This is a genomic window from Streptomyces sp. NPDC107581, assembly GCF_055657175.1.
Genome location: NZ_JBVKBH010000009.1, coordinates 38,442 through 64,561, shown reverse-complemented (window position 1 = coordinate 64,561; position 26,120 = coordinate 38,442). Strand labels below are relative to the sequence as shown.

At 71.9% G+C, this 26,120-nt stretch carries 25 protein-coding genes; 14 read left to right on the top strand and 11 right to left on the bottom strand.

Features of this window, described 5'->3' with window-relative positions; genetic code table 11:
* The 4 genes from ACZ7P3_RS23615 to ACZ7P3_RS23600 all read left to right on the top strand — a co-directional run bounded on the left by ACZ7P3_RS23615 (position 1) and on the right by ACZ7P3_RS23600 (position 5,263).
* Entirely contained in the window at positions 1-771 is a 771-nt protein-coding gene (locus tag ACZ7P3_RS23615) for an SDR family NAD(P)-dependent oxidoreductase (RefSeq protein WP_472084726.1), read from the top strand.
* Between the two features lie 100 nt (positions 772-871).
* On the top strand, positions 872-1,990 hold the full coding sequence (locus ACZ7P3_RS23610; protein ID WP_472084724.1) for an LLM class flavin-dependent oxidoreductase: 1,119 nt from the start codon (positions 872-874) through the stop codon (positions 1,988-1,990).
* Positions 1,991-2,084: 94 nt separating this feature from the next.
* Positions 2,085-3,815 (top strand): N-acyl-D-amino-acid deacylase family protein, encoded by a 1,731-nt coding sequence (locus ACZ7P3_RS23605; protein WP_472084722.1) that lies wholly within the window; start codon positions 2,085-2,087, stop codon positions 3,813-3,815.
* On the top strand, positions 3,812-5,263 hold the full coding sequence (locus ACZ7P3_RS23600; RefSeq protein WP_472084720.1) for an aldehyde dehydrogenase family protein: 1,452 nt from the start codon (positions 3,812-3,814) through the stop codon (positions 5,261-5,263). Before ACZ7P3_RS23605 ends, ACZ7P3_RS23600 begins: the two co-directional genes overlap by 4 nt.
* A 6-nt stretch (positions 5,264-5,269) precedes the next feature.
* Here the strand turns inward: ACZ7P3_RS23600 and ACZ7P3_RS23595 are convergent, their stop codons facing one another.
* On the bottom strand, positions 5,270-5,665 hold the full coding sequence (locus tag ACZ7P3_RS23595; RefSeq protein WP_472084718.1) for a nitroreductase family deazaflavin-dependent oxidoreductase: 396 nt from the start codon (positions 5,663-5,665) through the stop codon (positions 5,270-5,272).
* Between the two features lie 169 nt (positions 5,666-5,834).
* On the opposite strand from ACZ7P3_RS23595, the gene ACZ7P3_RS23590 reads away from it, so the two are divergent.
* From ACZ7P3_RS23590 to ACZ7P3_RS23575, 4 genes are read left to right on the top strand one after another with little or no spacing between them, the layout of a single operon-like run.
* Positions 5,835-6,209, top strand: a complete 375-nt coding sequence (locus ACZ7P3_RS23590) for a hypothetical protein (protein WP_472084716.1) — start codon at positions 5,835-5,837, stop codon at positions 6,207-6,209.
* A gap of 10 nt (positions 6,210-6,219) precedes the next feature.
* A complete protein-coding gene (locus tag ACZ7P3_RS23585) occupies positions 6,220-7,857 on the top strand; it encodes a peptidoglycan-binding protein (RefSeq protein WP_472084714.1) in 1,638 nt (545 codons plus the stop codon).
* A 25-nt stretch (positions 7,858-7,882) separates the two neighbouring features.
* Positions 7,883-8,449, top strand: a complete 567-nt coding sequence (locus tag ACZ7P3_RS23580; RefSeq protein ID WP_472084712.1) for a hypothetical protein — start codon at positions 7,883-7,885, stop codon at positions 8,447-8,449.
* Between the two features lie 22 nt (positions 8,450-8,471).
* On the top strand, positions 8,472-8,867 hold the full coding sequence (locus ACZ7P3_RS23575) for a hypothetical protein (RefSeq protein ID WP_472084710.1): 396 nt from the start codon (positions 8,472-8,474) through the stop codon (positions 8,865-8,867).
* Here ACZ7P3_RS23575 and ACZ7P3_RS23570 read toward each other — a convergent pair.
* On the bottom strand, positions 8,864-10,171 hold the full coding sequence (locus ACZ7P3_RS23570; RefSeq protein ID WP_472084708.1) for a carotenoid oxygenase family protein: 1,308 nt from the start codon (positions 10,169-10,171) through the stop codon (positions 8,864-8,866). The two genes, ACZ7P3_RS23575 and ACZ7P3_RS23570, sit on opposite strands and share 4 nt — an antisense overlap.
* Positions 10,168-10,764, bottom strand: coding sequence for a DUF3159 domain-containing protein (locus tag ACZ7P3_RS23565; protein WP_472084706.1), 597 nt, complete (start codon positions 10,762-10,764; stop codon positions 10,168-10,170). The genes ACZ7P3_RS23570 and ACZ7P3_RS23565 overlap by 4 nt, the downstream gene beginning before the upstream one ends.
* A 63-nt stretch (positions 10,765-10,827) precedes the next feature.
* Here ACZ7P3_RS23565 and ACZ7P3_RS23560 point away from each other — a divergent pair, with 63 nt between their 5' ends.
* Positions 10,828-11,364: a PadR family transcriptional regulator gene (locus ACZ7P3_RS23560; RefSeq protein WP_472084704.1), complete on the top strand. Its 537-nt coding sequence runs from the start codon at positions 10,828-10,830 to the stop codon at positions 11,362-11,364.
* Here ACZ7P3_RS23560 and ACZ7P3_RS23555 read toward each other — a convergent pair.
* Positions 11,333-12,724, bottom strand: a complete 1,392-nt coding sequence (locus tag ACZ7P3_RS23555) for a CehA/McbA family metallohydrolase (RefSeq protein WP_472084702.1) — start codon at positions 12,722-12,724, stop codon at positions 11,333-11,335. The genes ACZ7P3_RS23560 and ACZ7P3_RS23555 overlap by 32 nt on opposite strands.
* A gap of 197 nt (positions 12,725-12,921) precedes the next feature.
* Between ACZ7P3_RS23555 and ACZ7P3_RS23550 the strand changes: the two genes are divergently transcribed.
* From ACZ7P3_RS23550 to ACZ7P3_RS23540, 3 genes are all read left to right on the top strand, one after another.
* Positions 12,922-13,767 carry an LLM class F420-dependent oxidoreductase gene (locus ACZ7P3_RS23550; RefSeq protein ID WP_472084700.1) on the top strand — a complete coding sequence of 282 codons (846 nt, stop codon included), beginning with the start codon at positions 12,922-12,924 and terminating at the stop codon, positions 13,765-13,767.
* 159 nt (positions 13,768-13,926) lie between these two features.
* Positions 13,927-16,512 carry a bifunctional FO biosynthesis protein CofGH gene (locus tag ACZ7P3_RS23545; RefSeq protein WP_472084698.1) on the top strand — a complete coding sequence of 862 codons (2,586 nt, stop codon included), beginning with the start codon at positions 13,927-13,929 and terminating at the stop codon, positions 16,510-16,512.
* A gap of 69 nt (positions 16,513-16,581) precedes the next feature.
* Positions 16,582-17,145 carry a hypothetical protein gene (locus ACZ7P3_RS23540; RefSeq protein ID WP_472084696.1) on the top strand — a complete coding sequence of 188 codons (564 nt, stop codon included), beginning with the start codon at positions 16,582-16,584 and terminating at the stop codon, positions 17,143-17,145.
* Here the strand turns inward: ACZ7P3_RS23540 and ACZ7P3_RS23535 are convergent.
* Positions 17,138-17,671, bottom strand: coding sequence for a DUF2165 domain-containing protein (locus tag ACZ7P3_RS23535; protein ID WP_472084694.1), 534 nt, complete (start codon positions 17,669-17,671; stop codon positions 17,138-17,140). The genes ACZ7P3_RS23540 and ACZ7P3_RS23535 overlap by 8 nt on opposite strands.
* Before the next feature lie 48 nt (positions 17,672-17,719).
* The gene (locus ACZ7P3_RS23530) at positions 17,720-18,241 is read right to left on the bottom strand and encodes a tyrosine-protein phosphatase (protein WP_472084692.1); all 522 of its coding nucleotides are present in this window, start codon (positions 18,239-18,241) and stop codon (positions 17,720-17,722) included.
* Between the two features lie 640 nt (positions 18,242-18,881).
* Here ACZ7P3_RS23530 and ACZ7P3_RS23525 point away from each other — a divergent pair.
* A complete protein-coding gene (locus ACZ7P3_RS23525) occupies positions 18,882-19,805 on the top strand; it encodes a hypothetical protein (RefSeq protein ID WP_472084690.1) in 924 nt (307 codons plus the stop codon).
* 48 nt (positions 19,806-19,853) lie between these two features.
* Here the strand turns inward: ACZ7P3_RS23525 and ACZ7P3_RS23520 are convergent, their stop codons facing one another.
* On the bottom strand, positions 19,854-20,738 hold the full coding sequence (locus tag ACZ7P3_RS23520; protein ID WP_472084688.1) for a hypothetical protein: 885 nt from the start codon (positions 20,736-20,738) through the stop codon (positions 19,854-19,856).
* On the bottom strand, positions 20,735-21,268 hold the full coding sequence (locus ACZ7P3_RS23515) for a SigE family RNA polymerase sigma factor (RefSeq protein ID WP_472084686.1): 534 nt from the start codon (positions 21,266-21,268) through the stop codon (positions 20,735-20,737). The genes ACZ7P3_RS23520 and ACZ7P3_RS23515 overlap by 4 nt, the downstream gene beginning before the upstream one ends.
* 353 nt (positions 21,269-21,621) lie before the next feature.
* Between ACZ7P3_RS23515 and ACZ7P3_RS23510 the strand changes: the two genes are divergently transcribed.
* A complete protein-coding gene (locus ACZ7P3_RS23510) occupies positions 21,622-22,737 on the top strand; it encodes an ADP-ribosylglycohydrolase family protein (RefSeq protein WP_472084684.1) in 1,116 nt (371 codons plus the stop codon).
* A gap of 174 nt (positions 22,738-22,911) precedes the next feature.
* Here the strand turns inward: ACZ7P3_RS23510 and ACZ7P3_RS23505 are convergent, their stop codons facing one another.
* From ACZ7P3_RS23505 to ACZ7P3_RS23495, 3 genes are all read right to left on the bottom strand, one after another.
* The gene (locus tag ACZ7P3_RS23505) at positions 22,912-23,517 is read right to left on the bottom strand and encodes a hypothetical protein (RefSeq protein WP_472084682.1); all 606 of its coding nucleotides are present in this window, start codon (positions 23,515-23,517) and stop codon (positions 22,912-22,914) included.
* A 47-nt stretch (positions 23,518-23,564) separates the two neighbouring features.
* The gene (locus ACZ7P3_RS23500) at positions 23,565-25,136 is read right to left on the bottom strand and encodes a sodium:solute symporter family protein (RefSeq protein WP_472084680.1); all 1,572 of its coding nucleotides are present in this window, start codon (positions 25,134-25,136) and stop codon (positions 23,565-23,567) included.
* Positions 25,137-25,306: 170 nt separating this feature from the next.
* Positions 25,307-26,095 carry an SDR family oxidoreductase gene (locus ACZ7P3_RS23495; protein WP_472084678.1) on the bottom strand — a complete coding sequence of 263 codons (789 nt, stop codon included), beginning with the start codon at positions 26,093-26,095 and terminating at the stop codon, positions 25,307-25,309.
* Positions 26,096-26,120 lie beyond the last annotated feature (25 nt).

Sequence of the window (26,120 nt, the reverse complement as noted above, 5' to 3'; positions counted from 1 at the left end):
ATGGGCAAGCTGGACGGGCGGGTCGTCGTCATCACCGGGGCGGCACGCGGACAGGGCGAGCAGGAGGCGCGGCTCTTCCGGCAGGAGGGCGCGCGGGTCGTGGTCGCGGACGTGCTGGACGACCAGGGGGAGGCCCTCGCCAAGGAGATAGGGGCCCTCTACGTCCATCTCGACGTGGGCTCGGAGGACGGGTGGCGGGAGGCCGTCGCCGCCGTCAAGCAGGCGTACGGGCGTATCGACGGGCTGGTGAACAACGCGGGCATCCTGCGCTTCAACGCCCTGGTGGACACCCCGCTGGACGAGTTCATGCAGGTCGTGCAGGTCAACCAGGTCGGCTGCTTCCTGGGGATGAAGACCGTCGCACCGGAGATGGCGGACGGTGGGACCATCGTCAACACCGCTTCCTACACCGCGCTCACCGGGATGGCGGCCGTGGGGACCTACACCGCCACCAAACACGCCGTGCTCGGGCTGACCCGGGTGGCCGCGCTGGAGCTGGCGGGCAGGCGGATCCGGGTCAACGCGGTCTGCCCGGGCGCCATCGACACCCCGATGTCCAACCCGGCCCGGCTGGACCCGGACGCGGACCCGGAGGAGATGAGCCGGGCCCTGGACGAGCTGTACCGCAAGCTCGTGCCGCTGGGCCGGGTCGGACAGCCGGCGGAGGTGGCCCGGCTGGCCCTCTTCCTGACCTCGGACGACTCCTCGTACATCACCGGGCAGCCGTTCGTGATCGACGGCGGATGGCTCGCGGGGGTCAGTGTCATCTGACGCGGCGTCAGCTATTGACGGTCACGGCGGCCGGTGCGACAGTCGGCCAATCAACAGGATCTGACGGTACGTCAGAAATACTCCGGGACGGTGGACCGCCGTGGAATTCGGGCTCTTTGTACAGGGATATGTGGGCAAGCGCGCCGAGACCGACCCGCTGGCCGAGCACAAGGCACTGATGGAGGAGACCGAGTACGTCATCCAGGCGGACAGGTCCGGCTTCAAGTACGCCTGGGCCTCCGAGCACCACTTCCTGGAGGAGTACTCGCACCTCTCCGCCAACGACGTCTTCCTCGGCTACCTCGCCCACGCGACCGAGCGGATCCACCTGGGCTCCGGGATCTTCAACCCGCTCGCCCAGGTCAACCATCCGGTGAAGGTCGCCGAGAAGGTCGCCATGCTGGACCACCTCAGCGAGGGACGCTTCGAGTTCGGCAGCGGCCGGGGCGCCGGCAGCCACGAGATCCTCGGCTTCCTGCCCGGCATCACCGACATGAACCACACGAAGGAGATCTGGGAGGAGACCATCGCCGAGTTCCCGAAGATGTGGCTCCAGGACGAGTACGCCGGCTTCCAGGGCAAGCACTGGCAGCTGCCGCCGCGCAAGGTCCTCCCGAAGCCGTACGGGAAGTCGCATCCGGCGATGTGGTACGCGGCCGGGTCGCCGCCGTCGTACGCCATGGCCGCGAAGAAGGGGCTCGGCGTCCTCGGCTTCAGCATCCAGAAGGTCTCCGACATGGAGTGGGTGCTGGAGCAGTACAAGACGGCGGTCGTGAACGCCGAGCCGGTCGGGGACTTCGTCAACGACAACGTGATGGTGACGACCACGGCGATCTGCGCACCGACGCACGCCGAGGCGATCGAGATCGCCGTGAACGGCGGGCTGCACTACCTGCCCTCGCTGGTGTTCCGGTACCACGACACCTTCCCCCGGCCGGAGGGCTTCCCCGAGTGGCCCGAGACGCTGCCCCGGTACACGCCGGAGTTCGTGGAGCTGCTCATCGAGGAGGAGCTGCTGATCTGCGGGGACCCGGACGAGGTGCTGCGGCAGTGCAAACGGTGGGAGCAGGCCGGGGCGGATCAGCTGAGCTTCGGGCTGCCGGTGGGGGTGCCGAAGGAGGAGACGCTGCAGACGATCCGGCTGATCGGGGAGCACGTGATCCCCAAGATCGACACGGATCCCGTTCACCGGACCTCGCGGTTCCGGGCGGCCGTCTAGCCACTGCCGGCGGCTGCGGGCCGGCTGCGGTGGCCCGCGCGGTTCCCTCGCCCCTCAGGGAGTTCGACGCACCTGCGCTGAAAAGGAGCCCTCTGTGCTCGATCACCTCATCAAGGGCGTCACCGTCGTGGACGGCACCGGTGCGCCCGCCTTCACCGCCGACGTCGGCATACGCGGTGGGCGTCTCGCCGTCGTCGGCAAGGTCACCGAGGACGCCCGCACGGCCGAGGACGCCGACGGCCTCGTCCTCGCCCCCGGCTTCGTCGACCCGCACACCCACTACGACGCCCAGCTCTTCTGGGACCCGTACGCCACTCCCTCCCTCAACCACGGGGTGACCACCGTCGCCGCCGGGAACTGCGGGTTCACGCTCGCCCCGCTCCACCCCGACCGTCCCGAGGACGCCGACTACACCCGGCGGATGATGTCCAAGGTGGAGGGCATGTCCCTGGTCGCCCTGGAGCAGGGGGCGCCGTGGAGCTGGCACTCCTTCGGGGAGTACCTGGACGCCCTGGAGGGGCGGATCGCGGTCAACGCCGGGTTCATGGTGGGGCACTGTGCGCTGCGGCGGTATGCCATGGGGCCCGGGGCGGTCGGCGGGCAGCCGAGCGGCGAGCAGCTCCGGCAGATGCTCCGGCTGTTCCACGAGGCCATGGACGCCGGCGCCTGGGGGCTGTCCACCACCCAGTCCAGTACGCACTCCGACGGCGACGGGCAGCCCGTGGCCTCCCGGCACGCCCGGCCGGAGGAGCTGCTGGCCCTGGCCCGGGCCGTCGGGGAGCACGAGGGCACGCAGATCGAGGCGATCGTCGCCGGCTGCCTGGACCAGTTCAGCGACGCCGAGATCGATCTGTTCGCGGAGATGAGCGCGGCGGCGGGACGGCCCCTGAACTGGAACGTCCTGACCATCGACGCGGCCGTTCCCGAGCGGGTGCCGCGGCAGCTGAGCGCCGGCGAGCGGGCGCGGAAGGCGGGCGGGCGCGTGGTGGCGCTCACCATGCCGATCCTCACCCCGATGAACATGTCCCTGGGGACCTTCTGCGCCCTCAACCTCATCCCCGGGTGGGGACCGGTCCTCGGACTGCCCGTGCCCGAGCGGATCGCCAGGCTCCGCGACCCCGGGGTCCGGAGCGAGATGCTGCGGCGGGCCACCTCGAAGGAGGCGGGCGTCTTCCGGCGGCTCGCCGATTTCGGGCGGTACGTCATCGGGGACACGTACAGCGAGGCCAACCGCGGGCTCACCGGCCGGGTCGTCCGGGACATCGCCGCCGAGCGCGGGCAGGACCCCTTCGGCTGCCTGGTGGAGATCTGCGCCAACGACGAGCTGCGTACGGTCCTGTGGCCGATGCCCAGCGACAACGACCCCGCCTCCTGGGCCCTGCGCGCCGAGACCTGGCAGCACGAGGACGTGCTGCTCGGCGGCTCGGACGCGGGCGCGCACCTGGACCGGATGTGCGGGGCGCCGTACACCACCCGGTTCCTCGGGGACTGTCTGCGCGGCCGGAAGCTGGTCGGCCTGGAGCAGGCGGTGAAGATGCTGACCGACGACCCGGCGCGGCTCTTCGGGCTGCGCGAGCGCGGCCGGATCCGGGAGGGCTGGCACGCCGACCTGGTCCTCTTCGACCCGGAGCGGATCGACGCCGGCCAGGCCACCCTGGTGCACGACCTGCCGGGTGACAGCCCCAGGCTGGACTCCAGGGCGCTCGGCGTGCGGGCCGTCTGGGTCAACGGCGTCGAGGCGATCCGGGACGACGTGGTGAGCGGGGCGGTACCCGGCAGGGTGCTGCGCTCCGGCCGGGACACCGGGACGGTGAGCACCAGGTGACGGACGGACAGCGGCTGTTCATCGGGGGCGAGTGGACCGAGCCGGACGCCGGGTACTACCCGGTGGTCGACCCGGCCACCGAGGAGACGGTGGGGCAGGCGCCGGAGGCCTCCGTGGCGCAGGCGGAGGCCGCCTGCGCGGCGGCCCGGGAGGCGTTCGGGCCGTGGTCGCGTACGGCGCCGCAGGAGCGGGCGGCGGTGCTCGGGCGGGCGGCGGACATCATCGCCGGCCGGTTCGGGCCGTACGCCGAACTGGCCCGGGCGGAGACCGGCGCCACCACCGGGACGGCGCGGGCGATGCAGGTCGGGGTGGCAGTGGCCCGTTTCCGGCGGTACGCGCGCGTGGAGCCGGCCGAGTGGGCGATCCCGCCGCAGATCAACGAGGCCGGGCCGATGGGCGGGGCGGCCGTGATGGGGGCGCTGGCCGTGCGCCAGCCCGTCGGGGTCGTCACCTGCATCACCTCCTACAACAACCCGTGGGCGAACCCGGTGGGCAAGGTCGCCCCCGCACTGGCGATGGGCAACACGGTGGTCGTGAAACCGGCCCCGCAGGACCCGCTGTCCGTCTACCGGATGGCGCAGGCGCTGGAGGAGGCGGGCGCACCGGCCGGTGTGGTGAACGTGGTCTCCGCCCGCTCCACCGAGGTCGGCGAGGCTGCCGTCGCCTCCCCCGACGTCGACATGGTGAGCTTCACCGGATCCACCGCCGTCGGCCGGCGTATCGCCGAGGTGTGCGGGCGGGACATGAAGCGCCAGTTGATGGAGCTGGGCGGCAAGGGCGCGGCCCTGGTCTTCGACGACGCCGACCTCGCGTCGGCGGTGGCCGGGATCGGGACGACGTTCTCCTTCTACAGCGGGCAGATCTGCACGGCGCCGACCCGGGTGCTGGCGCAGCGGGGGGTGTACGACCGGCTCGTCGAGCAACTGGCCGCTTATGCGAGGAGGTTGAAGGTCGGTGACCCGAGGGAGCCGGACACCGTCGTGGGGCCGCTGATCTCCGCCGAGCACCGGGCGCGGGTGGAGTCGTACATCGAGCTGGGACGCAAGGAAGGGGCGACGGTGGTCACCGGCGGTGAACGCCCGCCGCTGGAAAGGGGATTCCACGTCGCCCCGGCCCTGCTGGCCGACTGCACCGACGACATGCGGGTGGCGCGGGAGGAGATCTTCGGGCCGGTGGTGTCGGTCATCCCCTTCGACGAGGAGGACGAGGGCGTGGCCCGCGCCAACGACTCCGACTACGGCCTGATCGACTACGTCTGGTCGGGCGACGTGGCCCGGGCCTTCCGGGTGGCCCGGCGGCTGCGGGCCGGCGGCGTGGGCGTCAACACGGTCGGCCGCAACATGGAGGCGCCCTTCGGCGGCTTCAAGCAGAGCGGGGTCGGCCGGGACGTGGGCTCCTACGCCCTGCACGCCTACAGCGAGGTGCAGTCGATCGTGTGGCCGGGGTGAGCGGCCTCAGTCCGCCAGATCCACCCGCACCGTCAGCAGATCGGTGCCGAACGCCCGCACGGCCGCGCTGTTGAAGCGGGGCAGGGCGCGCAGCCGGGCCACGGCGTCGTCCTCCGGAAGGAGGAGGGCGGTGCCGTGGTGCCAGCGCCCGCCGATGCGGACACGGACCTTCGGGTCGGCCTGGATGTTGCGCACGTACTGCGACTTGAACCCGAACTCCGAGACGATCCAGAAGGAGTCGCCGACCCGTCGCCCGCCCACCGGCGTGGGCCGGGGCAGGCCGGAGGAGCGGCCGGTGGTCTCCAGGAGGGTCTGGAACGGCAGGCGCCGGTTCAGCGGGTTGGCAAGATGACGCTGGAAGCGGGTGACGATCCGCTGCTTGAGGCCGGCCTGGGACGACATGTCTGGGACTCTCCTGATCTGCTGAGATCCTGCACGGGCGCGCACCGCCCGGATGCCGCCGGCGGATGCTGTGGCAGCCCTGTGGGGGCTGTGTGCTTCGCGGACGGGTGTACGAGAGGCGCGTGTTAGCCTCCCCCGCGTTCATGATCTATCGCAACGGGGGAACGTGATGGGCGCGTCTTCGGACGGCTACACGGTCAAGTCAGGTGTGTCCGGGCAGGCGAAGGAACTGGACGGCGCCGGCGAGGACGCGGGACACATCAGCAGGGCGATCAGCCCCGTCATGTGCTACACGCAGGACGCTCTGGGCGGCTCCGAGGCGAGCGAGGCGTTCAACGCGTTCGCCGCTGCCTGGGAGGCGGAAGCGTCCACGCTGGAATCGGCGCTGCACGAACTCGCGGACAAGGTCCGCCTCTCCAAGGGGGCGTACGGCGGGGCCGACCACGCCGCGGCGACGCGGACCGAGGCCGTGCCCGTCGGCGGGAACGGCGTCACCACCATGCCGGCCCACGCCGACCGCCCGTCGGCCCTGTCGAGCTACTGAGGGCCGGCCGATGACGGGATTCCTCATCCCCCTGAACCCCCTGAGCCTCCTGGACTCCCCGGCCGGCCGCCGTTCCTGGCTGGCCGATCTGTGCCGGAGCATCCCCAAGGCCGGGTCCAAGAACGACCTGCTGGACCAGATCGACGGCGCGCTCCTCGTCTCCGCACCGGTGGGCGACACGGCCACCCTCGAATCGCTGGGCAAGAGCTACCGCGGCCAGGTCGACAAGGCCGGGGACGTGCACGACCGCGCGGACAAGGTGGCCCGCAAGGGGCTGCCGGAGGTCTGGGTCGGCGACACCAGCGTCCTGGCCTCCGACGCGGTGGGCGCCGCCGCCCGGGCCGCGACAAAGATGGCCGAGGCGTTCCAGGGCGGCGCGAAGGCACTGCTCACGCTGGCCGACGCGCTCGGACACGCACAGAAGCAGGATGCCGACGGCCGCGCCAGGATGCAGCAGGCCAAGCAGCAACTCGGCCCCAAGGACAGCTTCTTCGACCTCGGCCGCCTGATCGAGACCGACGAGGAGAAGGCCGAGGAGAAGAAGGCCCTCGCCGCGGCCCGGACCGTCGCCACGGACGGGGCCGGGCTGATGCACAAGGCCGCCGTCGCCGCGGACGACGCCGTGCGCGCAGCGGCCCGGGACCTGAACAAGTGGGCGGCCGAGGCACGCGCCGGGAAGATGCACACGGGCCGGCTGACCTCGGTGGACCGGCTGATGCTGGCCGACACCAGCGGCAAGGCCGGTGCGGCCGACTACAACGAGATCCTCAGCGCCAACGACCTGGAGCGCTCCGGCCGGGCCATGGACAGGCTCTCCCCGGCCGACCGGGCCCGGATGGACGGCCTCCTGGCGAACGCGAAGTCGCCGCAGGAGAAGGCGTACCTCATGAAGGCCCTCGCCGCCGGCCACGGCGTCGACGACATCACGACGTTCGACGGGAAGATCCACGGCAAGGACCCGGCATGGCTGCAGCAGCACCTGACGCCGGTCGTCACCGGGGGCGGCAGTCTGAAGGACGAGGGAACGCGGGGCGACGGCTCCAACGTCAACACCGCCCTGCAGAGTTTCGACGGCCAGCAGTGGGCCCAGGGCGGCGACGGCAGCGAGGGCACCTGCGTGGCCTCGTCCACCGTCACCGCCCGCGCCATGGTCGACCCCGTCTACGCCCTCGGACTCACCGGCGGTCCCAGCGGGCAGGAGAACGACCCGGCGGCCTTCCGGCGGCGCCTGGTGGACGAACAGCACCGGGTGCACCAGGAGGGCCACGGCGGCGCCGGCTGGAACGGCATGGACCTGACCGGCAAGACCGAGGTCGTCAACAAGGAGATCAGTCCGGAGACGGGAAGCTCCTACGCACTGCACGAGGTGCGGGACGCGGACTCCCGGCGCAACGTCCTGCCGGAGATCGAGAAGGCGGTGGCGGACGGCAAGCCGGTGCCCATCGGCGTCGAGGGCTACAACGACCAGGGCGTGCGGTCCGGTCACGCCATGATGATCGTCGGCCAGGAGGGTGACAAGCTGGAGATCTACAACCCGTGGGGCCGGACCACATGGGTCAGCGAAGAGGACTTCGTCAACGGTGGCATGGCGAAGGCCAGCAACAGCGGACTGCCCGACGCGTATGCCGTTCACCTGCCCCAGGACTGAGAAACCCAGGAATCAGCGACCGACCATGACCTCACGTGCACTTCTCCTCGGCCCGGCCGCCCTCGTGTGCCTGCTCGCCCTCACCGGGTGCGGCAAGGACGGCGGAACCGGCGGCACGGCCGGACCCGGCACGCCCGGCACACACGGCGTGACCGCCGAGCCCGGCCCCGGCAGGGCGACCGCCGAATACGGCACCGAGGACCGGACCGTCACCGTCGGGCCGGGCAAGGGGTTCTCCCTCACCGTCCCGTCGTCCCCCAGCTACGGCGAGCACTGGTACCTCACCGACCCGAAGCCGGACGCGGCCGTGCTGAAGTACCGGGGCATGCGGGACCGCTGGAAGGGCGACGACCACCTCGACGGCGGCACCACGGGCACCCAGTCCTTCGATTTCACCGCCCTGGCGCACGGCAGGGCCACGGTACGGCTGCTGCACTGCCCGGTGAACACGTGCACCGGCCCCGGCCCCGACGACCGTCCCACCCTGGCCGCCACCCCCGGCGGCACGGTGTCCCCGTCGCCGTACCCCACGGCCACCGGCACTCCGGACTCCCACGCCGCCCTCTACGTCTTCACGATCACCGTCCGCTGACCGGACCGGAACCGAGGCCCTCATGCCCCCTGCTCCCGACAGCCGCACCGACGACGAGGTCCTGGCCGCCACCGACGTCGCCGTCCTGCTGCGCTACGGCCTGACCCAGGACGCCTTCCGCACGGCCCTGTTCGGAGACGGCGCCGTGGCGGCCGCGGTCACCCTCGACCGGCTCGGCGTACTGCCGCGCTCGCTGGTGTTCGTCGCCGAGATCGTCCGGGCCGGCGGCCTGGCCTACGCGGCCGGGCTGCCGGAGCCGCTGCCGTCCCCGGGGCCCGCCGCGATCCTGCGGGACTGGCTGAGCGGCGCGGCGCAGACCGCCGTCACCCCGGAGTCCGAGACCCGCGCCGCCCGCTGGCTGGACGCGGTCGCCGAGATCATCGCCCTGCGCCGGGCCACCCGTGAGGGCACTGCCTAGGAAACCCGGTCGGCCAGCCAGCTGCCGTGGAAGCCGAACGGCACCCGGGCCGGCAGGTGGACCGTCGCGACCGGTGGCGCGGCGAGGTCGTCGGCGTCCAGAACGACCAGGTCGCTGCGGTCGGTGGCGGCGTCGTGGACATACGTCAGGAGCCAGCCCGGTCCGCCGGGTGTGTCGTCGGCGGGGGCGAAGGCGGCCTCGCCCGGAGTGCGGCCGGGGCCGAAGTCGTGTGCGGCGACGGCCCCGGAGGACAACTCGTAGCGGACCAGTGAGGTGCCGCTCGTCATGTGCCCGTGCGCGGCGGCGAGGCCGGTCAGCCGGTCGTCGACGCGCGGGAACTCGCCCGGTCGGTCGTCGGCCTGCTCCTCGCGCACCGTTGCGCGCACCGGGTCGACGGTCCACTTCCACAGCACCGCCTGCTGCGCCCGCGTGCCGCCGTCCGCGTCGCGCCGCCACATCTCCGGGTAGCGCATGACGTGCAGCACGATGGTGCCGTCGGGCGCGTCGTAGGCGTTGAGCGTGTGGAAGACGTAGCAGGGGTCGACCGTGAACCACCGGACCTCGCCGTACGGGTCGTCGCGGCGCAGCACACCGAGCCGGGCACCGTATCCGTCGTCCCAGCTGTAGGGCATGGTCCCGCCGGTCAGGGCGAGTTCGACGTCGAGGACGACGGGCAGGTCCATGAAGACGACGTGCCCGGCGGTGAGCGCGAAGTCGTGCAGCATGGTCGGCCCGGGCACCTCCACGGGCCTGCTGATCACCAACTCGCCTGTGGCGTCGGCCCGGTGGTAGGTGAGGCGGTCGGGCTCCAGCATGCCGTAGCCGAAGAAGTGCAGTTCGCCGGTGACCGGGCAGGTCTTCGGGTGGGCCGTCATCGCGGTCCGCAGCCGGCCGCCGAAGTCGTAGGGGCCCTTGGTGCCGAGGTCACGGGTCAGCTCGTAGGGCAGGGCGGTCTCGACCAGGGCCAGGGTGCGGCCGGCGTGCCGGACGACATGGGTGTTGGCCGGGCCGGTGCTGAGGTCCCGGTCGCCCCGGTCGTCGTACATCCCGGCGCCGTCGGTGAACCGGGAGGTGCGCACCCAGCGGTTGCGGTAGGAGGCGGCCCGGCCGTTCTCCAGCCGGACGCCGTGCACCATGCCGTCACCGAAGAACCAGTGCCCGGACGCCGCGTCGGCCGGGTTCGGGCCGTTGCGCAGGTACCAGCCGGCCAGCCCGGGCGGGAGCGTGCCGGTCACCGGCAGGTCGTGCGCGGTGAGTTCCTCGGTGACCGGGGCGTAGTTGCCCAAGAGGTGCCCCGGGTTCATCGGGCGGCCTGTCCGGCCTTGGCCTGGACGTGGGCGACGTAGCGGACGGTGAAGACCATCGGGACGGCGAAGCCGGCGATCTGGACGATCGTCGCGGGCGTCGTGTGGGCGTGCCCGGAGTGGGCGAGCACGGCGAGCACGGCGGCGGTCAGGACGAAGGCGGCGGTCCAGACGGCGGTGATGACGACGTTGACCCGGATGAACGGCTTCAGGTTCCAGAGCTCGCGCGGGGCGGTGCGCTTGGCGATGCCCAGCGTGAACGGCCGCCCGATGGCCAGCGAGACGCCGGCGACGACGGCGAGGGTGCCGGAGGAGAGTGCCGCGGAGTAGTCGTGCACGCCCGAGTGCGGGTCGGCGAAGGCGATGGCCGCGAGGACGGCGAAGAAGGCCGCCGAGCCGGTTTCGATGATGAGTGCGTCGAATCCGGCGCCGGCCCGCTTCTCCCGGGCGGTGATGCCCACGGCGATCACCAGGGCGGCCAGGGCCCCCCACTGCCACTGCCCCGAGGGGATGACGGCGAAGACGATCCACGGCAGGAAGGTGCGCAGGTACGACATGGGGTTCCCCCGGTCATCAGGTGTCTGTTCTGACATGTCAAAACTAGAAGGTCACATCCTGACATGTCAATAGTGGAAGGTAGAAGGTAGGCTGAGGGCATGAGCCTCAAACACGCACTGCTCGGCCTGCTCTCGGAGCGCCCCGCCAGCGGGTACGACCTGCTGAAGCGGTTCGAGACCTCGCTGGCCAACGTCTGGCCGGCGACCCAGAGCCAGATCTACACCGAGCTGACCAGGCTGGCGGGCTCCGGACTGATCACGGTCGCCGCGGAGGGGCCGCGCGGCCGCAAGGAGTACGCGCTCGCCGATGCCGGCCTGGCCGAGCTGCGCCACTGGCTGACCGGGACCACGCCCCAGCGCAACACCCGCAGCGACCTCCTGCTGCGCGTCTTCTTCCTCGGTGTGCTGCCGCCCGAGCAGGCCCGCGTCTATCTGACCGGCCTGGCCGAGATGTCCGCGGCGGAGTACGGGCAGCTGCAGCAGCTCGACGCGGCCATCGACTGGGACGACGACGACCTCTCGGTCCACGGCCGGATCGCGCTGGAGTACGGCCTGCGCTTCAACGCGATGCGCCGGGAGTGGGCCGAGTGGGCCGCCGCGCAGATCAAGCAGCGCCGAGGAACACGGGGTTCGTGAACGCGGCCAGCGACCCCGGAACCGGCCCCAGGGCCGTCTCGTGGCGCACTTCCGCCCGTACGTAGGCCGCGTACGCCGGGGTCGTGCGCCACTCGACGACCCCCTGGCCCGACACCGGCAGCGGATCGCTGGTGAACAGCACGCCCTGGTCGGTGACGAAGCGGACCGAGCAGCGCGGGGCGCCGGACACCTCCAGCCGGACCATGACCGGGGTGTCGCCGGGCACCGCCAGCCGCTCGCCGATGCCGGCCTGCCGGCCCTCCCCGGCGGTGGCCGTGAACGCCAGGGCCACCAGCCGCGACTCGGCCACGTACGAGCGGCCCGCGCGGATGCCCTGCTGGATCGCCTCCCGGGTGAGGTCGTCGGCGAGGACGACCGTCTGGGGCAGTCCGATCACGTCCGGGTCGCGGTGGGCGTCGCTGTTGCCCATCGCCGGCAGCCACCGCCGGTCCCGTCGCACCGAGGCGACGAGCCGGGCGTCCCAGGCGGCCAGCGCGACCTCGTCGTCGGGCGTGTACGGCCCGTTCCACACCTCGGCCGCGTCCGCCTCCCCGAACCCGAACTTCCAGGCGCACCCGACACAGGTGGCGTACGGATGGGCCGGCACGACCAGCCCCCCGGCCTCCCGGATCCGGCGCGCGAAGCGGCCGAAGCGGTCGTCCCGGGCCCGGTACCGCCAGTCGACGAAGGTGCCCGGCTCGGTCCCGAGGGCCAGCACATGCCCGTTCCTGGTGGTGACCTCCTCGCCCAGCAGCACGAGCAGGTCCTCGCCGGCCGCGTCGGCCCAGTGGGCGTGCGAGGAGGTCGTGTTGTGGTCGGAGCTGTTGATGAAGTCCAGGCCGGCCGCACGGGCCAGCGCCGCGATCTCGGCCGGGGTGCGGCGCCCGTCCGAATGCCAGGAGTGCAGATGGCAGTCGCCCCGGTACCAGGCGCGGCCCCGGCCCGCCGCCCGGCCGGGCGGAAACACCGGCCGCGGGGTCCCGCCCGGCTCCCCCGCGGTGAGCGTGACCGTCACCTCGTACGACAGCCCCTGCGGCGCCACCGTGTAGGGGCCGAGGGCGAGGTGCCAGGTGCCGGGGGTGAGCGGGCCGGGCAGATAGCCGGGGGTCGCGTCGTCCGCCCGTACGAAGAACTCGGTCCTGGCCCCGCCCGACCAGCCCCGGAACCCCCGCCCGCCCAGCTCGGTACCGCGCTCGTCGAAGAGACCGATGTCGAGGGCGTTGCCGGGGGTGCCGGCCGGGACGGCGGGCTTGTCGTAGGTGTAGGAGACGTGCAACTCGCGGATGCCGGCCGGCACTTCGACCGGAAGGTAGACATAGTCGGGCGAGCCCGGTGCCAAGGTGCCGCGCAACGTCGTCACACGTCCAACGTAAGCCGACCGGAGGGGTGCGGGACAGTGCCGATTTGCGACTCCGCCGCGCGGGCGCGACAAGCCGCGGCGAACCCGCACCCGCGGTGAGCCCTCACCCACGGCGGTGATCGGCCGGCCCCACCGTCCGCCCGAAGTCCCGACCAGTCGGTATGGACAGTGGCGGCGGCACCGGGTACAGAAGACCCATGCGCATCGCCGTCACGATTTTCCTCACGGACGAGACCATCACCCCCACGCGCCTGGCCCGCGAACTGGAAGCCCGCGGCTACAGCGGCCTGTACCTCCCCGAGCACACCCACATCCCGGTGGAGCGGACCACCCCGTACCCCGCCGGAGGCGATCTGCCGCGCGAGTACGGCCGCACCCTCGACCCCTTCGTCGCGCTCGGCCAGGCCGCGGCCGTGACCGAGCGGCTGGGCCTCGGCACCGGCATCACGCTGGTCGCCCAGCACGACCCGATCGGCCTGGCCAAGCAGATCGCCACCCTCGACCACCTCTCCGGCGGCCGCTTCACCCTCGGCGTCGGCTACGGCTGGAACGTGGAGGAGGCCGCCGACCACGGGGTGGAGTGGCGCACCCGCCGGGACCTGGTCCGGGACCGGATGGGCCTCATGCGGGCGCTGTGGTCCGAGGAGCCGGCGGGATTCGACGGTGAGTTCGGCGGCGTCCGGCCCAGCCTCGCGTTCCCCAAGCCGGTGCAGAAGCCGCGCGGACCGGTCGTCGGCCCCCGCACCCTGGTCGGCGGTGCGGCAGGGCCCAGACTCTTCGCGCACATCGCGGAGTACGCGGACGGCTGGCTGCCGATCGGCGGACGCGGGCTCACCGAGGCGCTGCCCGTGCTGCGGTCCGTCTGGGCGGACGCCGGCCGCGACCCGTCCGCTCTTCAGGTGGTCCCGTACGCGGTCCTGCCCACCCCCGGCAAACTCGCCCACTACGTCGAACTGGGCATCGAGGAGACCGTGGTCCAGCTGCCGTCCGCGGGGGAGTCGGAGGTGCTGCGACTGCTGGACGCGTACTCCCCGTCCTTGTGAGCGAGGGGCCGGCCGGCCCGGGGGCGCGGGGCGGTATCCGTGTGCGGCTCCGCCGCGCGGCCGCGACCGGCCGTGACGAGCCCGCCCCCGGATGCACCGCGGCCCCTCAAAGCCCCCCGACCCCGCCGAACCGGCGGAGCCCCTCCGTATGCTCAAGAGATGACGACTTCCGCGACCTCCGGAACCGGCCCCACCGAGAACTCCATGCGTCGCGCCCTCAAACGTGCCCGGGACGGCGTCGCCCTCGACGTCGCCGAGGCGGCGGTGCTCCTCCAGGCCCGCGGCGAGGCCCTGACCGACCTCGCCGCGTCCGCCGCCCGGGTGCGGGACGCGGGCCTGGAGGCGGCGGGCAGGCCCGGCGTCATCACCTACTCGAAGAGCGTCTTCATCCCCCTCACCCGGCTGTGCCGGGACAAGTGCCACTACTGCACCTTCGTCACCGTCCCCGGCAAGCTGCGCCGGGCGGGCCACGGGATGTTCATGTCCCCGGACGAGGTGCTGGACATCGCCCGCAAGGGCGCCGCCCTCGGCTGCAAGGAAGCCCTCATCACCCTCGGCGACAAGCCCGAGGACCGCTGGCCGGAGGCGCGCGAGTGGCTGGACGCACACGGCTACGACGACACCATCGCCTACGTCCGCGCCATCTCCATCCGCATCCTGGAGGAGACGGGCCTGCTGCCCCACCTCAATCCGGGCGTCATGACCTGGACGGACTTCCAGCGGCTGAAGCCGGTCGCGCCGAGCATGGGCATGATGCTGGAGACCACGGCCACCCGCCTGTGGTCCGAGCCCGGCGGCCCGCACCACGGCTCCCCGGACAAGGAACCGGCCGTACGGCTGCGGGTGCTGGAGGACGCGGGCCGTTCCTCCGTCCCCTTCACCTCCGGCCTGCTGATCGGCATCGGTGAGACGTACGAGGAGCGCGCGGAGTCCCTCTTCGCCCTGCGCAAGGTCTCCCGCGCGTATCACGGCATCCAGGAACTGATCATCCAGAACTTCCGCGCCAAGCCGGACACGGCGATGCGCGGCATGCCGGACGCCGAACTGGACGACCTGGTCGCCACGGTGGCCGTCGCCCGGCACATCATGGGCCCGAGCGGCTGCCTGCAGGCCCCGCCGAACCTCGTCGACTCCGAGTACGAGCGGCTGATCGGCGCCGGCATCGACGACTGGGGCGGGGTGTCGCCCCTGACCATCGACCACGTCAACCCCGAGCGCCCCTGGCCGCAGATCGAGGAACTCACCGAGCGCTCCCGGGCCGCCGGCTTCGCACTGCGCGAACGCCTCTGCGTCTACCCGGAGTTCGTGCAACGCGGCGAACCCTGGCTGGACCCGCGGCTGCGCCCGCACCTGGCCGCGCTCGCCGACCCGGAGACCGGCCTCGCCCTGCCGGACGCGGTGGTCGAGGGACACCCGTGGCAGGAGCCGGAGGAGGCCTTCGTGCCCGCCGGCCGCACGGACCTGCACCGCACGATCGACACCGAGGGCCGCACCGCCGACCGGCGCGACGACTTCGACGAGGTCTACGGCGACTGGGAGGCGCTGCGCGAGGCGGCGGCCCCCGGCATGGCACCCGAGCGCATCGACACGGACGTGCGCCAGGCGCTGCGCACGGCGGCCGACGACCCCACCCGGCTCACGGACGCCGAGGCGCTGGCCCTGCTGCACGCGGACGGCCCGGCGCTGGACGCGCTGTGCCGGGTCGCGGACGACGTGCGCAAGTCGGCGGTGGGCGACGACGTCACCTACATCGTCACCCGCAACATCAACTTCACCAACGTCTGCTACACGGGCTGCCGCTTCTGCGCCTTCGCCCAGCGCCGCACCGACGCGGACGCCTACACCCTCTCCCTGGACCAGGTCGCCGACCGCGCCCAGCAGGCGTGGGACGTGGGCGCGGTCGAGGTCTGCATGCAGGGCGGCATCCACCCCGACCTGCCCGGGACGGCGTACTTCGACATCGCGAAGGCGGTGAAGGAGCGGGTCCCCGGCATGCATGTGCACGCGTTCTCGCCGATGGAGGTCGTGAACGGCGCGACCCGCACCGGGATGTCGATCCGGGAGTGGCTGTCCGCCGCCAAGGAGGCCGGTCTCGGCTCCCTGCCCGGCACGGCGGCGGAGATCCTGGACGACGAGGTCCGCTGGGTGCTGACCAAGGGCAAGCTGCCCACGGCGACCTGGACCGAGGTGATCACGACGGCCCATGAACTGGGCATCCGCTCCTCCTCCACGATGATGTACGGCCATGTCGACCAGCCCCGCCACTGGCTCGGCCATCTGCGCACGCTGGCCGGGATCCAGCAGCGGACGGGCGGCTTCACGGAGTTCGTGACGCTTCCCTTCATCCACACCAACGCACCGGTGTACCTGGCGGGCATCGCCCGCCCCGGTCCCTCCACGCGGGACAACCGGGCGGTGACGGCGATGGCCCGCCTCCTTCTGCACCCTTACATCCCCAACATCCAGACAAGCTGGGTCAAACTGGGTACCGAGGGTGCGGCGGAGATGCTGCGCTCCGGGGCGAACGACCTGGGCGGCACGCTCATGGAGGAGACCATCTCCCGGATGGCGGGTTCGTCCTACGGCTCCTACAAGTCGGTCCGCGACCTGATCGCGGTGGCGGAGGCGGCGGGCCGCCCGGCCAGGCCGCGCACGACCCTGTACGGCGAGGTGTCCGAGGAACGGCGGCGCGCGGCGGAGGCCTCCGACGGCCACCTGCCCGACCTGCTGCCGGTCCTGGACTGAGCCCGGACTGAGTACGATGATCCGACCCTCGTGCTGAGAGGGGCCCCGTAGCGGAGGAGATGCGTACCCGTGGCTGCCCGACTGCCCTCGTGGGCCTGGGTCTCCGGTCTGACCGCGGGGGCGACCGCTGCCGTCGTCGTCCTCGCCGTCCAGGCGGACCACGGGCTCCATCCCACGGCCGCGGCCGTCCGCCCGAGCCCCTCGGCGTCGGCGGGCGCGCACGCGCCCGCCGCGCCGAAGACGCCGGCGCCGCCCGCGCTCCCGGAGGAGTCCGGCACGGGCCGCCGGATCGTCTACTCGCTCGGCGAGAAGCGCGTATGGCTGGTGGACGCGACCGGCAGGGCGAACCGTACGTTCACGGTGTGGCCGGGCACGGTGAGCCCGCAGCCCGGCCGCTACTCGGTCACCCTGCGCATCCAGTCGCTCAAGGGCTCCGACGGCGTCGAGGTCGAGCACATCATGTACTTCACCAAGGCGTCCGGCGTGAACATAGCGTTCTCCAACGCCCTCGACGGCTCCTCGCCGCCGCCCGCGGACGGCAAGAAGCTGGGCGGCATCCGCCTCCACAAGGAGGACGGAGCCGCCCTGTGGTCCTTCGGTGACACGGGCACCAAGGTGGCGGTGGTCAGCTAGCGTCGCGCCGCCCGCCCGGCAGCTGGTTGACGATCAGCGCCACCCCGCTGAGCAGGAACACCCGGGTCGCCGCGTCCAGCCCGTTCCAGGTCTTCGACTGCCACATGGAGAACCACTCCCCGCCGATGGCGATGAACCCGGCACCGAAGAGCAGGACGAGCATCAGCAGCCCGTAGGTGGAGAACCGCCGGGCCCGCTCGAAGTCCCGCCGCGCCCAGAGGTACGTGCCCCCGATCAGCACGAGGGCGGCGATGCTCTCCCACACGATGATCGCGACATAGGCGGTGTCCTGGAGCGCGGTGCTGGTGATCGCCCGCCACATCAGGTCGTCGTCCTTGAACGTCGTGTCCATCGCGAGCACATGCCGCACGAACTGCTGGTTCGTGCCGAAGTCGGTGATGTTCCCGAGGGCCACGAGGGCGATGTAAAGGGCGAGGACGCCGGTGAGCACTCCGGCGGCCAGCGGAAGGGCGTTCCCAGCGGTGCGGCTGGTGGCCGTGGTGTCGGTGGTGGGGGTGGTGGTCATGGCTGAATTCTCCCCCGGCGAGGGCCCCCTTTTCCCGTGCGCATTGCGTCAACTACGCGGCCGCGTCCCGGCCGTGACGAAACGGACCACGGGCGGGACGCAAGCACGGCGGGCAAGGACCAGGGCGTCGGAGCGGTAGACCGCGCCCATCCGCACCCAGTGGCCGTCCTCGGTGCGGTAGCCGCCCGCGTCCCGGAAGTTGACGGTGCCCTGGAGCCTGATCAGGCGGTCGGCCAGGTGCAGGCCCTCGCCGCGGTCCGGCACGAGGTCGAACCACTGCCGGTCGGCGGCCGGCAGGCCGCGCACGGTGACGGAGCCGGAGGAGCCGCCGGCGGCGAGGGTGCGGCCGTCGGCGCGCACGGCGACGCGGCGGACGCCCGGCGCCGTCCAGGTGATGCGGTACGAGCCGTCGTTCTGAGCCGTCACCTGTGCCGCGGTGAACGGTATGCGGTGTGCGTGGCGGGCGTGCGCGAGGGGCGCCGCGACCGCGGCGGGCGCGGAGACGCCGGCGAGCAGTGCGGCGGCCGACAGGGCGTACGCGGCCGCGTTGACACGTGTCTTATGAGGCATGGCCGAGATCGTTCGGTGGCCGGGAGAAAGATCAGCGAACGGAGGTTGAACGGGCGCGGGCGAGTGCGTGTCACGATCCCGGAACCGGCCGGAGGCCGCCGGAGCGCACCGGAATGCGCCGGAGGTGTCCCGGTGACCGGGCAAGATGGGAACAAGTTTTCTATACAGGGCCCCGTGCTTTACCCGTCGCCCCGTACGATGCGTTGACCGCACGGATCCGGTGAGTCACACACGTGCGGGGAAGTTTCATGCACACGACGGGGGTTGGGTGGCGTGAACAGTTCGTTCATCGTCGGTATGGGCTTCGGAACCGCAGGGGTTCGGGCCGCGAGGTCGTGACCGCCGTCGGCGGTCGGGCCGCCCGGGCCCTGTCGGCATCAGTGAGTGACACCGGTGCGCACGCGCCGTGGCCGCTGGTGTCCTCTTCCCGTTCCGAAGGAGAAGCATGAGGCCCACTCGGGTAACTGCAAGCTCTCATGTCCGGAAAGCCTTAGTCATCGGAAGCTCGATGGTGGTGGCGGCTGCCGCCTACGTGGCGACGCCCGCGCAAGCCGCACCGGTGGCCGGTTCCGCGCCGGCCCAGGGATGCACAACCCTCAGCCCCACCCGGACACGTCTGGTCGGGGCCGACGGAAAGACCGTGTCACCCTCGGCCGCGGCAGCCGTCCGAGCCGCGGCGGGCAAGGAACTGACGTACCGTCTGCCGGGCGGCGCGACCATGACGACCATCGTGCCGCCCCGGGGATTCCGGCCGCAGACCGCGGCTCCCGCGACGGCACGGGCCTACGGCTTCGACGCCCCGGACACCCCGAAGGCGCTGACGGCGTGGCGGGCGAAGTACCAGGGGTACCGCGAGACACTCCCGTCGGTGCCGTGCCTGGGGTCGTCCCCCTTGTCGTCACCGCGCTTCGCCTCCTACAGCGGCAACTGGGGCGGCTACATGGCAGGCGGGCACTCCAACTACAACGAGGTCTACGACGACCAGAACATCCCCACCTACTACGGGAATTGCGGCGCCGCCAACCGGACACTGGCGGCCCCGTGGATCGGTCTGGGCGGTTACCGCTCCAGCAAGCTGATCCAGCAGGGCTTCGCCTCGGGTTCATCGGTGGGCGGCACCCTCCAGGGCGCATCGCTCTGGTACGAGTACCTCAACTCGGCGCACCAGAACCCGCCCGTCTACATCGGGCACACGACGAAGACCGGCCACGTCATCTCGCAGTACATGACCTACGCCTCCGGAAAGGCCGGTTTCCACTGGTACGACCGGACCGCCGGCGCCGGCTGGTCACCCGTCAGCGTGTCCGGTATGTCGGGCTACTACGACGGGACGACCGCGGACTACATCAACGAGCGCGTGTACGGCGTCAAGCTGCGCAAGTTCAGCCGGCAGACGTTCAGCGCCGCCGGTGCCCGGTACGGCAGCACCTTCAAGGACCTCTTCAAGCTGTCGGACACCGAGGTGCGGCTGACGAGCAACGGCTCCGCCTCCGGCGCCGCCCTGTTCGCCAATACCCACTCCAGCTCCAGCGCGTTCTACCAGACCTGGAAACGCTGCTCGTAGGACCGGACCTGCCGCGCGCGAGTGGGTGACACCCGCGCGCGGTGCCGGTCACCCGGCCGGCCGGAGCCGCACCTTGTGGCCGTCGGCCGTCACCGCGTACCCGACCGGCGAACCCGCCTCGGTGACCGAGCAGTGGACGGCGACGGTGCCGCCGGGAACGCGGGGCAGCACGTCCTCGGGCCCGGCGCCCGTCGCGGCCAGGCGCTTCGCGCGGATCTTCTCGACGGTGGTGAAGGTGCCGTCGGAGGCGGACTTCCCGCCGAGCGCCTTCTTGCACACGGCGGCGGGTGAGCCGGTCGTGGTGTCCTCGCGCCACAGTGCGACGAGCCTGTGGTGGCCGTCCAGGAACCGCAGCGTCCGGGCGGCCGAGCCGGCCGGCCGGTCCACATCGACATGAGCGGTGCGCGCGACCGCGGCCACGAGGTCGGGGGGCTCCGCGCCGGCCATCGGGCAGGACTGGAACTGCAGCGGCGGCGGCGCGGCGGTGAACGAGCCGTCCGCCCGCACCGTGAAGTCACCGCCGACCAGCGGGCCGCAGGCCCTGTTCACCTGCCATCCGTTCGGCGCCCCGTCGGCCCCGATGATCAGGTTCGCCGGAAGGCCGCCCGCGTCGCGCCACGACGAGACGTCACGCCCGTCGACCCGGACGGCGATCCAACGCCCGCCCAGGCTCTCGGCGTTCAGGGCCGCACGGCCGAAGCTGGGAGCGGCCATGGTGCTGCTCCTGTCGTGGGACGCCTGTGCGGCGACGGCCACCGTCCCGGCGACGGCCACGACGCAGGCGAACACACCGGCGACGGCGAGCCGCCGGCGCCGGCGCTGCCTCGTGCCCGCGCGCACCGCCTCATCGATGTCGATGCGGTCGGCAGGGCCACGGACGCTGAGGGACGCGATCCGCGTGGTGAGCTCTTCCGGCGTGGTGTCGGGGTTCACGATGCTCCTTCGATCGTGGTCGGTCGTGCGGCCCGGACGGGCCCCGTCCGGAGCGCGGAGCGCAGCGCCTCCAGGCCGCGGCTCGTCTGGCTCTTGACGTTGCCCGGACTCGTCCTGAGCAGGGCCGCGGTCTGCTCCACGGACAGATCCTCGAAGAAGCGCAGGACGAGCATGGTCCGCTGGCCGGCCGGGACCGTCAGCAGGGCGGCGATCAGATCGTCGTCGCGCTCGGCCATGCTGGTGTGCGGGTGCGAGTCCAGTACGGCCACATCCGCCTCGCTGATCTCACGTCGTGCCGGCCGGCGCAGGTGGTCGGTGTGGAGATTGCACAGGACCCGGCGCATGTACGCACGCGGATCGCCGGACGCCGCCACCCTGCCCCACCTGGAGTAGAGCCGTCCGAGCGCGTCCTGGACGAGGTCATCGGCGAGGTACCAGTCACCGCAGAGCAGGAACGCCGTCGTGCGCAGACGGGTCCGATGCTCGAGCACCCAGGTCCGGAAGTCGGTCTCGCGGGGATGATCGGTCACGCTCTTCCTCGTCTCACGCATCCAGGCGTCGCCGGCGTCGAGTCCGGGCGCCGGCCCGGGTCTCCGCCTCTCCCTACGCCCTACACGGAACCCGGGCCGCCCAGGGTTGCACGCGGCCCGGCCGCCCCACAGCCGGGTTGCACGTAGCCCGGCTGTGGGGCGGCCGGCCGGGGCACCTCGGGGCCGCCTTGTCACGGTGGTGACCCGCCGGGCGGGCCCACGGTTCGAAGACGGGTACCCGTAGCTGTACGGGAATGACCGGGCGGAGCCGATTTGCCCCCGTGAATCGACTGTCCCGGGTCGATTACAGTGCTGAGCGTCGTACGTACGGACGGTGCCGTGAGGAGGTCAGGGTGGGTGCCACGTCCGGTGCCGTCTGGGGCCGCGCCGAGCAGCAGGACTTCCGCAGCCGGGTGCGCGGCACGCTGCTGGGCGCCGCCCTCGGCGACGCGCTCGGCGGACCGGCCGACGCGCTCGCCCTGGACGAGATCCGCTCCGCGTACGGCGGGGAGGGCCTGCTCGACCTGGCCTACGGGCACGGGGCGCGCGGCACGGTCACCCACCACACGCAGCTCACCCTCTTCACGGTGGACGGCCTCATCCGGGCCCAGGTGCGCCGTGACACCGGCGCCTGGCATCCGCCGACCGACGTGCACCGGGCGTATCTGCGCTGGGCGGCCACCCAGCGGGACTGGGGGCCCGACGAGCGGCGCACGGACGACGGGTGGCTGGCCCGGGAGGAGTGGCTGTACGCCCGCCGGGATCCGACCCGGGCGCTGCTCATCGGCCTCGGCGACGAGGCCATGGGCACGCTGGAGGCCCCGAGGAACCCCGGTGAACTCGGTCCCGAGGCGGTGGCCCGGTCCGCCCCCTTCGGCCTGCTGGTCGGCTGGGAACCCCAGCTGGTCATCCAACTGGCCGTGGAGTGCGCGGCCCAGACCCACGGGCACCCCATCGCCTATCTCTCGGCGGGCGCGTACGCCGTCGTCGTGCACGCCCTCGCCCGCGGCGAGAGCCTGGACGGCGCCGTGCAGCGGGCCCTCGCCCTGCTCGCCGCCCGCCCCGGCCACCAGCCGGTCTCCGACGCCCTCCAGCACGCGCTCGGCGCGGTACGGCAGGGGCTGCCCGGCCCCGCACGGGTGGAGGAACTGGCCGGCGACGGCACCGCGGACGGCCTGCTGGCCGCGTCCGTGTACTGCGCGCTGGTGGGGGAGGACGTACGGCACGGCCTGTGCCTCGCGGTGAACCAGAGCGGCCCCTCAGCCGCCGCGGGAGCGCTGACCGGGGGGCTGCTCGGCGCGCTGCACGGCGAGACGGCCCTGCCACCGGCGTGGCTGGCCGAACTGGAGGGCCGCCCCACGATCCTGGAACTGGCCGACGACTTCGCGATGGAGATGACCCAGGGCCCGGCCCTGCACGGCCCCGCCGGGTCGTCACCCGGGTGGCTGGCCAGGTACCCGCGGGCGTAAGCCACCGGCCCACGGCTGACGGGCCTACGGCTGACGGGCCCACGATTCACCGGCCCACGGCTGACGGGCCTACGGTTCACGGGCCCACGGCTGACCGGCCTACGGTTCACCGGCTAACGGTTCAACGGCTCACGGTTCACCCATCCACCGCTCACCGGTGCTGCGCCCCGGCTCTCACGCCCTCGTGCACGTGTGCACGGTCATCCCGCTCGCCTCCATGTGGCGGATGCGCAGCACCCCGCTCTTCTTCGTGTAGTTGACGTCGAGCTGCTGCCCGGAATCGGTGCCCGGGTAGCCGGGCGGCTGCCACGGCAGCAGCAGGGACACCGAGTCGCCGACCTTGGCCGGGACGTTCTGCGCCGCCGCGTCGGCCAGTTCGGAGCTGTCGCCGCCCGGGTGCTCGGGCGCGCGCAGGGCCAGTCGCCCGCCCTGGAGCGCCCAGGTGCCCTTCTGCCGTCGTCCGCCGCCGAAGTCCAGCGTCCAGAAGCCGTCGTCGACGACCGCGGAGTACGAGACGGTCTTGCCGTCGGTCGTCTCCGTGGTGATCTTCCACGAACCGCGCACGAAGGCGGCCAGCGCCTTGCCGGCCGCCCCGGCCGTCGCCGAGTGCCGGTACGGCTGCTTCGGCCCCCCGGTCCCGTGGCCCTTCGCCTTCGTCTTCGTCTTGTCCTTGCTCTTGCCCTTGCAGGCGGTCAGCAGCGAGGCTCCGACGCCGATGGCGAGATAACGCAAGGTGGTGCGGCGGCCCACCACCCGGGAGGCCGACCGCACCGCGTCCATGCTGTTCACTTTTCCCCGTTCATGCCAAGAGGTGACCAACTGGCACTCTACAAGGCCGGTTTGGGCGTCCCCGCGATGTCGTCGCCCGCCGCGGCCGGCACCGGGACCGCCGTCGTGCCGTCCCCGTCCGTGTTGACCTGGTCGATGACCGCCAGCCGTTCGGGGGTGTCCTCCGGCTTCAGGCAGCCGATCAGGACGTAGAGGACCAGGGAGACCGCCAGCGGTACGGAGACCTGGTACTGGAGGGGGACTCCGCCGTCGACGCTCCAGTTGACGGGGTAGTTGACCAGCCAGAAGGCCAGCAGGCCCGCCGCCCAGCTGGTGAGGGCCGCCGTCGGACCGGAGCGGCGGAACGGGCGGAGCAGCCCGAGCATCATCGGGATCGCGATCGGGCCCATCAGGCCCGCGACCCACTTGATCACGACCGTGATGATGTCCTTGAAGGCGGGGGAGTTGACCTGTGTCGCCACCGCCATCGACAGGCCGAGGAAGACGACCGTGGTCACCCGGGCCGCGATCAGGCCCGAGCGCTCGCCCCAGTTCCGCGCCTTCTGCGACAGCACCGGCGCCACGTCACGGGTGAAGACCGCGGCGATCGCGTTCGCGTCGGAGGAGCACATGGCCATCGTGTGCGAGAAGAACCCGACGACGACCAGGCCCAACAGCCCGTGCGGCAGCAGCTGTTCGGTCATCAGGGCGTAGGAGTCGGAGCCGTCCGGCTTCGCGGCGTGGACCAGCAGCGGGGACATCCACATGGGGAAGAAGAGCACCACCGGCCAGACCAGCCACAGGATCGCCGACAGGCGCGCGGAGCGCTCGGCCTCGTGCGCGCTGCCCGTCGCCATGTAGCGCTGGGCCTGGTTGAGCATGCCGCCGTTGTACTCGAAGAGCTTGATGAAGAGGAACGCGAGCAGGAAGACCGTTCCGTACGGCCCGACCAGCGGCTTGCCGTGGCCGTGCAGCGCGCTCTCGTCCCAGGCGCCGAAGAAGCCGATGTTCTTGTCGTTCAGCTTCATCACGACCGCGATGAACATCGAGATCCCGGCCAGCAACTGGATGACGAACTGGCCGAGTTCGGTCAGCGCGTCCGCCCACAGGCCGCCGATCGTGCAGTAGACGGCCGTGATCGCGCCGGTGATGAGGATGCCCTGGTTCAGTGTCACGCCCGTGAACACCGACAGCAGGGTGGCGATAGCCGCCCACTTGGCGCCGACGTCCACGATCTTCAGCAGCATGCCCGACCAGGCGAGCGCCTGTTGCGTGGGCAGGTTGTAGCGGGTCTTCAGGTACTCCAGCGGGGAGGCCACATGGAGCCTGGACCGCAGCCGGTTGATGCGCGGGGCGAAGAGCTTGGAGCCGATGGCGATGCCGAGCGCGATCGGGAAGGACCAGGTGATGAAGGAGGTGACGCCGTAGGTGTAGGCGATTCCCGCGTACCCCGTGAACATCACCGCGCTGTAGCCCGACATGTGGTGCGAGATGCCGGACAGCCACCAGGGCATCTTGCCGCCGGCCGTGAAGAAGTCGCTGACGTTGTCCACCCGCTTGTGCGACCAGAGGCCGATCGCGACCATCACACCGAAGTAGCCGATCAGCACGGCCCAGTCGAGACCGTTCATGTGCCCCCTTCCAGGGTTCGCAGCCAAGGTCAGGCATGTGAACTCTGGTTTCGAACATGGACACACGGCAAGGAAGCGGAAGGTATGGAGACGGTAAAATCGTTCGCCGTAGTGACCTAGGTTCACCTATCTGAACATTCAGAAAGGCCGCGCGATGCCCTTCGGCCGCCTCAGCGCATCAGCTCACCCGCGTTGACCAGCAAGGACTGTCCCGTGATGGACCGCGCCCGGTCCGAGGCGAGGAACACGGCCGCGTCCGCCACATCCCCGTCCGTCGCCAGCTCCGGCAACGCCATCCGCTGCGTCAGCCGCCCGAGCACCTCCGCCTCCGGCACGCCCTCCGTGTGCGCGGTGAACCGCACGTACGCCTGCACCGGCGGTCCCCACATCCACCCCGGCAGCACCGTGTTGACCCGGATCCGCTGCGGCCCCAGCTCCCGCGCCAGCGAGTACATCGCGCTGGTCAGCGCTCCCTTCGAAGCGGCGTACGCGGCCTGCTCGACCTGCGAGGGCGCGGCGACGGCCGACTGCGTCCCGACGAACACCACCGACCCGCCCCCGCCCGCCCGAAGTGCCGGCAGACAGGCCCTGGTCATCCGCAGTGTCCCCAGCAGGTTCACGTCGATGACCGACTGCCAGGTCGCGAAGTCCGCGTCCTCGACCCCGCCGAAGTAGGAGTCCCAGGCCGCCACGTGCACCACGGCATGGATCGCCCCGAACCGTTCCCGCGCCAGCCGCGCCAGCGCCTCGCACTGCCCCTCGTCGGTGATGTCGGTCGGCCGGTACGCCGTGTGCGTGCCGTCCGGGTCGATCTCGGCCGCGCTCTTGGCGAGGTTCGCCTCGGTGCGCGCCCCCAGCACGGCGTTCCCGCCGTCCCGTACGACGGCCGCGGCGACCTGGTGGCCGAGCCCGGCCCCGACTCCGGAGACGACGACGGTCTTGCCTGCGAGCAGTGACATGACGGACCTCCAGCTGTCCGGGCTC